Annotated in this window: 9 protein-coding genes and 3 pseudogenes; 5 read left to right on the forward strand and 7 right to left on the reverse strand. The window is 57.6% G+C overall.

What is annotated here, in order from left to right; genetic code table 11:
* The first annotated feature begins 59 nt into the window (after positions 1 to 59).
* Together JQ616_RS06415 and JQ616_RS06420 are read left to right on the forward strand one after the other, a co-directional pair.
* Positions 60 to 1,055 (forward strand): hypothetical protein, encoded by a 996-nt coding sequence (locus JQ616_RS06415; protein ID WP_212013040.1) that lies wholly within the window; start codon positions 60 to 62, stop codon positions 1,053 to 1,055.
* A 206-nt stretch (positions 1,056 to 1,261) separates the two neighbouring features.
* Positions 1,262 to 1,618: a hypothetical protein gene (locus JQ616_RS06420; RefSeq protein ID WP_157817094.1), complete on the forward strand. Its 357-nt coding sequence runs from the start codon at positions 1,262 to 1,264 to the stop codon at positions 1,616 to 1,618.
* Here JQ616_RS06420 and JQ616_RS06425 read toward each other — a convergent pair.
* The 4 genes and pseudogenes from JQ616_RS06425 to eno form a co-directional block, all read right to left on the reverse strand.
* On the reverse strand, positions 1,597 to 1,857 hold the full coding sequence (locus tag JQ616_RS06425; protein WP_210202774.1) for a hypothetical protein: 261 nt from the start codon (positions 1,855 to 1,857) through the stop codon (positions 1,597 to 1,599). The two genes, JQ616_RS06420 and JQ616_RS06425, sit on opposite strands and share 22 nt — an antisense overlap.
* A gap of 105 nt (positions 1,858 to 1,962) precedes the next feature.
* Positions 1,963 to 2,328, reverse strand: coding sequence for a hypothetical protein (locus JQ616_RS06430; protein WP_212013042.1), 366 nt, complete (start codon positions 2,326 to 2,328; stop codon positions 1,963 to 1,965).
* Positions 2,329 to 2,828: 500 nt separating this feature from the next.
* Positions 2,829 to 3,184: pseudogene (locus tag JQ616_RS06435) on the reverse strand (fructose-bisphosphatase class II); the annotation flags it as partial.
* Positions 3,185 to 3,211: 27 nt separating this feature from the next.
* Positions 3,212 to 3,951 (reverse strand): annotated as a pseudogene (gene eno, locus JQ616_RS39875) (phosphopyruvate hydratase); the annotation flags it as partial.
* 403 nt (positions 3,952 to 4,354) lie between these two features.
* Here eno and JQ616_RS06450 point away from each other — a divergent pair.
* Positions 4,355 to 4,873, forward strand: a pseudogene (locus JQ616_RS06450) (PhoU domain-containing protein); the annotation flags it as partial.
* A gap of 89 nt (positions 4,874 to 4,962) precedes the next feature.
* On the opposite strand, the gene JQ616_RS06455 reads toward JQ616_RS06450, so the two are convergent.
* Entirely contained in the window at positions 4,963 to 5,343 is a 381-nt protein-coding gene (locus JQ616_RS06455) for an NUDIX hydrolase (RefSeq protein WP_100956138.1), read from the reverse strand.
* Positions 5,344 to 6,384: 1,041 nt separating this feature from the next.
* Here JQ616_RS06455 and JQ616_RS06460 point away from each other — a divergent pair.
* Positions 6,385 to 6,564, forward strand: coding sequence for a hypothetical protein (locus JQ616_RS06460; protein WP_212013047.1), 180 nt, complete (start codon positions 6,385 to 6,387; stop codon positions 6,562 to 6,564).
* 22 nt (positions 6,565 to 6,586) lie between these two features.
* Entirely contained in the window at positions 6,587 to 7,303 is a 717-nt protein-coding gene (locus JQ616_RS06465; protein ID WP_100951609.1) for a Crp/Fnr family transcriptional regulator, read from the forward strand.
* Positions 7,304 to 8,315: 1,012 nt separating this feature from the next.
* Here the strand turns inward: JQ616_RS06465 and JQ616_RS39245 are convergent.
* Both JQ616_RS39245 and JQ616_RS39250 read right to left on the reverse strand, forming a co-directional pair.
* Positions 8,316 to 8,498, reverse strand: a complete 183-nt coding sequence (locus tag JQ616_RS39245) for a sensor histidine kinase (RefSeq protein WP_249136424.1) — start codon at positions 8,496 to 8,498, stop codon at positions 8,316 to 8,318.
* A 53-nt stretch (positions 8,499 to 8,551) separates the two neighbouring features.
* Positions 8,552 to 8,965 (reverse strand): sensor histidine kinase, encoded by a 414-nt coding sequence (locus JQ616_RS39250; RefSeq protein ID WP_349629963.1) that lies wholly within the window; start codon positions 8,963 to 8,965, stop codon positions 8,552 to 8,554.
* Between the last annotated feature and the right edge of the window lie 168 nt (positions 8,966 to 9,133).

Consider the following 9,133-nt stretch of genomic DNA (forward strand, 5'->3'; position numbering starts at 1 on the left):
GAATACACTGCGATCCTTGAACTTGCGGGCAAACGGTTCGAAATGGGAGAATTGATCCGGTGCGGTTAAGGTCCATCGTTCTGTTCTGCGGCCTGTTCACTATCACCATCGCTTCATTGGCGTCGCCAAGGTCTTTTGCCGCGGAGCAATCGTCGGATGTTCCGGCTTGGCTGAGAGCCCATGTCGGAGAAGGCGAAGGTCAAATCGCAAAAGTGGTCTTGCAGAGGGCGCGCGCGCTTTACCAGCAAAAGGTGAGCCAAGGCGCGGTTAAAAATCCCTGCTACTTCGCCATGGACGCGACGCGTCCCAACGATCTAAGCGATGGCAGATTGGGGGGCCGGTTCTACGTCATTTGCGAATCCAAGAGATCGTTTCGCGCGATTTCGGCGGGTCACGGCGGCGGTCGCGATTTGAAGGGGGTCGCAGATTTCGCGAACGGAAGACGGTGCGCGAAGAACTTCGGCAATGCGATGGATTCAACTCTGACGACTGGCGGGGCCTATGTCACCGGCGAGACGAAGACGTCTTTCAAAGGTTACTACCGTATCTCGGCGAAACAAGACGCGGTTCTGATACGCTCGTTTGTTCAGTTTGATGGTGAGGGCGAGACCGCAAATGCCCGACAGCGCGAGATCGGCGGGCACCCGGCCGAGTTGTTGAGAAACGTCTGTCTTCGAAAGGATCCACGCAGTCCGCACGCAAACCACGACGGTTACGTTCCTTTTGGAGTGCTAGAGAATTACGCTGGGGGCCGCAGCAACGGTTGTACCAGTTGGTCGCCATCGGACGCCGGCCGAATCATAGCGATGGTGAAAGATAATCCGACGACGCTTTACATCTATCCTGACTCTGCCGACATCGAGGCCGTCGCGCGAGCGGTTGCGGCCGGCCGGTCACTAACCGGCATGGGACTATATTGGAACGCTTCCTGTTTGAACGAAATCCGCGTTCCGAAATTTTGGCCAAGAGAATCCCTTGAGCCGATCCTGGCTCAGTACAAGAAGGAGCATCCGGCACCGGCGCAACTGCCAACGCCGATTTGCAAGGCACAGTGAACTTCCGCGCTTGTGGCCTGTCTCTCGTGCTAGCTATCTCGCTGATCTCCGGAATAGCAACGACGGCCTCGAGATGACCCGCTGGTTCAGCACCTGCGGGGAGGTCCAAAGTTTCGTCGGGATTAGGACTCTCTCCTGCCGAGGACAAGAGATCTCAGGGGGCAAATAAACCGCACGATCAGAAGCCACTTACTGAGGAGTGCCGAATGACCATGCGAACCTCGTTGTTGGCTCTTTTCTTTCTGCTTTGCAGTGTGGCGACGGCCGGTGCCAAGGGCAGCGCCGTCACCAAGAATGATCCCTGGAATCCTCATCATATCGACGATCTGCCCGCCGAAATCCGGCAATACATCGCTGCCATCTGCAAGGGGCCTGCCAGCGCTCAGAATGATTTTGCAACTTACTCGCCGCAGGAGAAGCGCTGGCGGATAAATCTCGAATATCTTCGATGCGACGGTTTGGGCGAATATCGCCGAGGAAATCAATGTCTGGATATTGACTTTATCGCCGTCGGCTCGCATTTCCGGTTCGCCAGAAAAGACTACAGAGACTGCGGCTTCTGAATCTCGGCCGGGGCATCGCCTGTGGCAATGCGCCCCGAAAATAGCCGGAGGCAATAGACAAGCAGTTCGCCTAGGCCACTGACGATGCCGACGATCGTTCCGCTTGCCTGAAGGCTCGCCAGGTAAGGACCGACGATACTTCGAGAACCTTCGTAGGTGAAGTCGGCAAAGAAGCTCAATATGCCGATCAAAACAATAAGCCGGAGGGCGACGCGGCTGTGTTGCGAAGCGGTGCTCATTGCTTCACCCGGATAGTTCCGTGTTGTTTTCTGCAGAACGCTCCGCCGCGCCTCTCGTACCCAGCCATTTGGATCTCCCACCAAGGTTTGACCTTGCAGGAGTCATTAACCCATCGGGCGTTCCAAGCGAACTCCACCGCCGCGCGGATATACGCTTTCAGAATAGACCATATTGGTGACAAAGTTGAGCGGCCTGCTCGGTTTCGTGCCCGATATCTTGATTGTGCCGAGTTGCAGCCTATTTTCTTCGCAGGTGGTGGAGTTCGCCTTTAATAGCCTCCTGGCCGATAACCCCTGCAGAAACTCTTCGAGGACATCGAAGGCGCCGAGAAGGCCAAGCGCAAGCCTCGCAACGGCGATGCCGTCGAAGGGCTGGGGGATGACGTGGTGGTCAGTGCGGCGGCACGGGCGATCGCACGGAGGAAGGATAACAACACGCTTGAACTCCTTTCCGGACTCGCCAAGATGCATCCGCTCAATGGGCTCATCGCCGCATTGGCGACGTTTCGGCAGCCCAGCACAATATCCGTCCTTATCGATGCACTAAGTGAAGATGAAGTTCGTCAGACGGCGGAAGTAGCGCTAGCCTCGTTCGGACCTGAGGCACACCCGGTCCTTCTGAACGCCATAGCTCGCTTTAAGTTTACGAATCCCCCTCAGAATCCCAACTTCGGAAGTGCCGGAGCCTGCTGCTGTTGCTCGGAGAAGCTAGGCTCAACTCAAAGGATTTCGAACAACTGCGTTCGTTCATGACGAATTCGGACCTCCAACTGTCGCTGTTGGCGTGCCGAGCCGCCTTGCGCAGCGAATCGAAGCGCGTCCGCTCCGGGGCTCAAGCGCGGCTCGGCGATTTGCGTGAGCGGCCGTCCTGGTTCGAGCGACTGCAGATTGATCAGGACCTCGCCTCGGCCAACGACTGATCATCCGCTGGCGTCATAAGTTGGCGCACTCTCAGCACTTGGGAAACAGAACCCGGATACCGCAAACAGGCAGTCGCCGCTGACCATGTCTTCGATCTGGTGTTTCTTGCGGGATCCACGACACCCATATCGGCCGCGCGTGCCCGGGCATCCACCTCATCGAGAACAAGGCGAGCTTGCATCTGCCCCCGACTGCAGCGCAGCGAGGCCGGGGCGAGCACAGCCTCTGGCGCTCCGCCGATGCCCATGTAGATGTCGATACCCGTATTGTCGGGGTCGGCCGTATGGATGACGCCAGCGACGTCACCGTCCGTGATGAGGCTGACTGCGGCGTCGGACTTGCGAACCGTCATGATGAGCTCGGCGTGGCGAGACCGGTCAAAGGACAAGGACTGTAATGCGGAGGGCCAGCCTGTAATTGAGATGTACGAGGCTCATCTTGGGGTATCGCCATGACGCCCGACTCCATGCTTCAGAAAAGGGCTCTCATATATTGCCGCGGGTCCCAGCTCGCGCTCAATTTCGAGCAAGCGATTGTATTTTGCGAGTCGTTCGCTCCGCGAAAGGGATCCAGCCTTGATTTGTCCGCCGCCCATCGCGACCGCGAAATCGGCAATAAAAGTGTCCTCGGTTTCGCCAGACCGATGAGAGATTACGTAAGCCCAGCCTGCGTCCCGACACATCTGAACAGCCTTGATTGTTTCCGTCACGGTGCCGATCTGGTTTAACTTGATGAGGACCGCATTGGTCGCACCGCCCTCGATGCCCCTTTGGATAAGACGAGGATTGGTCACGTAGAGATCGTCGCCCACGATCTGTATCCGATCGCCGCAGCAGCGGTTTGTCCGCAAAAGCCGTCCCAGTCGTCCTCAGCAAACCCATCCTCGATCGAAACGATCGGATAGACGTCAACAAGGCGGTTATAGAGAGTGAGCAGCTCGTCGCGCGAGAGGATCTTGTTGCCCGATTTGGCAAAGACATACCGGCCGTCTTCGGCGAAAGAGGTTGCTGCCGGGTCGAGCGCACTCGCGACGTCGCCGCCGGGGCGCAGGCCCGCCTTCCGGACCGCGGCGACGATCAATTCACAGGCTTCCTCGATCGACTTCAGGTTTGGCGCAAACCCACCCTCGTCGCCGACCGCGGTCGAATATCCGGCGTTGTGCAGGAGGTCGTGGAGTGCGTGGAACGTCTCCGCGCCGTAGCGAAGCGCCTCGGCAAAGTTCGGTGCGCCGTGGGCGCACGATCATGAACTCCTGGAAGTCGATGCTGGGATGATGGGGCAGTACACACACCTGTGCGCGAACAGATCCGGAGTGATCGATCAACCCCAAGTCACGGATAACCGGACGTAGCTCAGATACGCCGAAATCGACGCGACCAAGCTCCAAGCTGCGGATTTATCGTGCAATTCGGCGGTCAGCCGCGATATCATCTTGCCAAATGCCCGGTTCAAGAGGCTGGGTCCGTTCCCATACTCGGATTGTGGAACGTTTCCACGGGCGGCTCCTTCATTTGAGGTCAGCGACCACCTCGGTCTAGCCACACAGAGTGGCGGAAGGGGGCCGTCCACCCCAACACGAGAGAGCCTGGATGAGCGGGACGGTCACCGTGCGATGGAGATCATCGCGTTCTCCATCAACCTGGAACACATCGGCGACATCATCGACAAGAATCTGATGGAACTCGCCCAGAAGAAAATCAAGCGGAAGCTTGCCTTCTCCAAACAAGGCGTTTCAGAACTGGAGACGTTTCACCAGGAGGTCATGAGTAATCTCAAGCTCGCCTTCAGCGTTTTCATGTCCGGCGACGTGAAGATCGCCCGGCAGCTGATCGCGGAAAAGGCGACGTTGCGCACGGCGGAGCTGGCCGCTGCCGAGAGCCACTTGGAACGACTGCGCGAGCGTCGCCCCGAAAGTATCGAATCGAGCTCGTTACATCTCGACGTGCTGCGTGACCTGAAACGCATCCACTCGCACATATGCTCTGTCGCCTATCCGGTGCTGGAGCGCGCAGGTGCTCTTCAGCCGAGTCGTCTCCGCGTGGTCGAGCCGGACGAAAGCTCACCTGATGGCAAAGATGCCGCCTCGGCGGGTTAGCCACTCGAACTTGCGCGTTAGGTGACGACGTTGGCTCCTCGTTTGGAGCGCGGTTGAGCATGCCGTCCAGACGACGATAAGTGCTACCGCTAGCGTTTGGAAAAGATTTCGTCTCTGATGTAACGCGACGTGGGCGTAAGCTGCAACCCGCGAGGTTTGCGCCATGCAGCTCTATCGATCTCTTTCTTGTCGCCAATCGTCAGATTGCCAGACGCCTTCTTCGCGATGAAGATTGCGTCGCTCATCTTCCTTCCGGAGAAGCGATTCTTGGCCTTGATCTCTTTCCAGAGCGCAAGTTTTCCGAGTTTGAGCTTAGGAAGCTCCTCGCTGATCTCCCTACGCAGGCAGTCCTTATCGCTCTCGCGTGCGCGCTTTCGTCCGCCCGGGAACATCCACAGTCGGTCGCGTTTGCGCCGTACCAAGAGTACCTTTCCTCGCTTGATCGCTAACAGCTTCGCAGATCTCGCCATAGCTATTGGGCACCACCTATGTTGGACGCCGTCGTCAGCCTGCGCAATTGTCGAAGATATCTTGATTCGGGGCACTGCCAAGGAGGGAAAACTACTAAACGCCAAGGGTGTAAGCGCATGGCAAGCACCACATCAGAGCGCTCCTGAATGCCTGCGCGACGAACAGAGGTTGGTTGCCTCCTCGTGCCGGAGGCGCTCTATCGAGAGCTTGCTCGCTATCGGAGGTCACGGTGAGGCCGGACCGCTGCACTCGGAACGTTTAGCGATTTCGAAATGTGCCCTTTTCGCCCACTCCAGGCCTCCGATCCGCCTGCCGTGCAAATCCGTTGGCGCGTCAGGGTGCAATCAGATCAGGTAGTCTTTTTCCTGTGCTTCGGCTGCCTCGACAACCCTCTTCGTAATCTTGACCATGACGTTCCTTCACTCCGGGCGCGACCTCCCGCGTAAGCAGCACGTAAGCAGGCAGGGGAAAATCAGTGCGGGTTTTCGGATAGGAACGTCGCTTGTGTTGTTGAAAATATCCAGTTGCATCAGCCGGATATCGTAGAATAGCGTGCCCTAATCGCATTTTTCGGATGGGCACGTTATCTTGCTCCGAAGGCAAAGGTCACACGTTCGAATCGTGTCGGGTGCGCCAAGTTTCCTTTTCTTACAGAGAGATATGCGAGCCGCACTTGAGCTTTCTCAACAGTGGCACGAGCACGTAAGCAATCTGCCCTAATTTGAATCAGCAAAGGCAATGACCACGGAGACCCTGATCGCGCGCTCGGTCAGTACTAGCGGATCGTCGGCTTGGCCGCCAACCGGGAGGCGCACCGGACCGCTGCGAAGCGACACCTTCCCGCGCGCTCGGCATGCGGAGAAGCAACGCGCACCGAAGGCTACCGTTCAAAGTTTGAGCCGGATCGTAGAGGCGATTTCTCGCTCTGCGCGCGAGCGGCGCGCTATGGCTTCTGATACGGAGGAGAAGCTGCGTGGTGGCGGAAAGAGTGTGAGCCGACCCACTCGAAAACCGCGACGAACCGGTAGACGAGAGCTGCTTTGTCGGCGATCATTCCGGCATCAAGGCCCCTGCACAGTCGCCGACACGTGGAGGCGTCGGTCATCTTCAACGGCGAGACCGTGCACAGCCGCTTCGGCGCGGGCGAAGATCTGGATAATTTCTCATATCTGCGTCCGTTCCAGCGTATGTTCGCGGGCCGGACCGGACAGCTGCTTTGAAAGGTTGGGAAAGGAACCTCAGATGCCCATCGAAATGATGATTCGCAAGTTGCGGCAGCACTCTGATTTATCCAACGAAGATGTCGAAGCGCTCCGGTCCATCGTCGCCCCGGCCAGGAATTTTCCGGAAGATTCGCCCATCTTTCGCGAGGGGGACCTTAGCACTCGATGCTGCGTGATCTTGAGCGGCTTTGCGTATCGATCCAAAGTTTCGGAAGAGGGCAAACGGCAGATCCTATCGTTCCACATTGCGGGTGATATGCCCGACCTTCACGGCCTGCCACTGAAGCGGATGGACCATGATCTGATGACCCTCTCGAAAGTGGAGCTTGGCTTCATCGATCACGATGCGCTCGAACGCATCCTTGATGCGCATCCGGTTTTGGCAAGGGCGCTCTGGCGCGAGTCGCTTATTGACGCCGCGTTGTTCCGGCAATGGATCGTCAATCTGGGAACACGATCGGCTTCGGGGCGTTTGGCCTATCTAGTTGCGGAATTGCGCCAGCGACTTGGAGTAATGGGCTTGGTGGCCAACGATCAATTCAAATTTCCAATTACTCAATCTAAGCTGGCCGACGCGTTAGGATTGAGCGTCGTGCATATTAACCGCATCCTCCAAGCGTTCCGAACTCAAGGCATCCTCGATATAAAGCGACAGGTCGTCACGCTCGGCGACTTCGAAAAGATCGTCCAGCTCGGCGGGTTTGACAGTCTTGAGGACTACACGAGCCCTGAATAGCGCCTGAGCATTGCGGCCTAGGAGCAGACATCGCCCCACATACTCCAGGACAACGCCGGAGAAATCTTCACGCGCTTCAAAGCGAGATCGGTGAACAGCGACGGGATGAGCGATACCGGCCCCGGCCGCTTGTGTGCCGCAGGGGATTGACGGCAACGCACGCGTCATTGCCCGAGAGGCGATGATTTGATCTTGGCAAACTGGAGTCTGGTAATCCGTCGATTTGCAGCGCATAATCGCCGAATGAAGAGCTATTTCACCCCCCGCTTGCTAGAGGTCACTCTCACACCTCTGGAGCCGACGCTTTGGAAATGGCACGTTTCCGAAGCGAGCCTCGAGGTTGCTCACGGTTATGCGACAAGCCGGGAAACGGCGCAAATCGACGGCGATCATGCTCTATTTGCGATGCTATCTGTCGCGCCGCCGCGTTGATCCTCTTGTCCGTTGGTTGATTCAGTCTTTTCAGGCCAAGTTGGAAGTAGCTATTGGCCGAGCTGGAGCGCATATTGTGCCGATGGACATATTTCCTCGATTTGAAGCCAAGGTCATGACGAGCGGCCGCTGGTTCGTTTCGGTAACGACCGGGTATGGGCCGGACTCTCATGTCGGGGATTTCGCAACCGACAAAGACGCCAAAGACTGGATTTCGACCAAATCGAGGTACTGGCCCGGCAAACCGGCTACGCCATAGTGACCGGGCGCGATGAATGGACGATAGACCTTCAGTGCCCGAGATGCAGAAGGATCGACGTAGCTCGGCTCTCACAGGCGAATGGCTATGACTTCAGGAGAGGCGACACCGCTACCCGCGCCGATCATGTGCCAAAGGGCTTTATCTGCATTGACCCAGCGACCGGCAATTTCCAGTGTTCGAGATGCCAGGTGTCAATTCCGTGATCCGGGACCGTCAGCATGCTTGCCAAATCGCCGGCGGGCATTGACCGAAACATCTCGCTTGTGGGGACGGCCCAGCCAGCAGGTCGTGGTCTTGCCCAACGCGTGAATGGCTGAATCAGCTCGTCGCGGGACGGAGAGGCATCCTGAACGTAAACCTTGTCTCTTCTTCGGTCGAGCTAACGGTCAATTCACCTCCATGAGCCGTTGCGATCTGGGAGGCGATGTAAAGGCCCAGTCCGAGTCCTTGCCTGCTGGCGTGAGCATTCCCGCGAAAAAAGGGCTCGAACAGCTTGCCCATGGCCTTTTCCGGGATTGGCTCGCCCGAATTCGCAACCCGAGTTCGAACTCGTCTTATCTGGTTTCTCCATGCACAACCACAGGCTTGTTGGAAGCTCCATGAGTCAGAGCATTCCCGAGGAGATTTGAGAGCAGCTGTCCGATCCGGGAGCGATCGCAGTTCACCGTTCGGCCGATTTTGAATTCGGCCTCGATGACGCGGCCCGGTGAAGCGAGCCTCAGTTCGTCGACGGTGCCCATGAGAACCGGCTCCAAGCGCTTTGCCGCATCGCGATCCAGCCCAATGCCCCCGCCCAACCGGCCGCGGGCGAGATCGAGTACGTTGTCAATCAACCCGGCCATTCGCATGACCGTCGTCTGCATCATTGCGATCACCTGATGCTCTTTGTCGGTTTGTACCGAACGGTCGAGAATGCGCGCGCCTGCGCTGATCGAGGCGAGGGGGTTGCGGAGATCGTGACCGAGCACCGCGATGAATTGTTCGCGCAGCTCAGAACTTTCATGCTCGCGCCGGAGTTCTCTTCCGCAACGCTTTCCGCTACCTTTGCGAGCTCTCGGGTGTCATTCGGCTTGCAATATTGACCCCCTAAGCCGGGGGATCGGCGTCCAAAATTGACCCCCTACAGATAGGTCTGT

This window comes from Bradyrhizobium tropiciagri, from assembly GCF_018130545.1.
GTDB lineage: Bacteria > Pseudomonadota > Alphaproteobacteria > Rhizobiales > Xanthobacteraceae > Bradyrhizobium > Bradyrhizobium tropiciagri_A.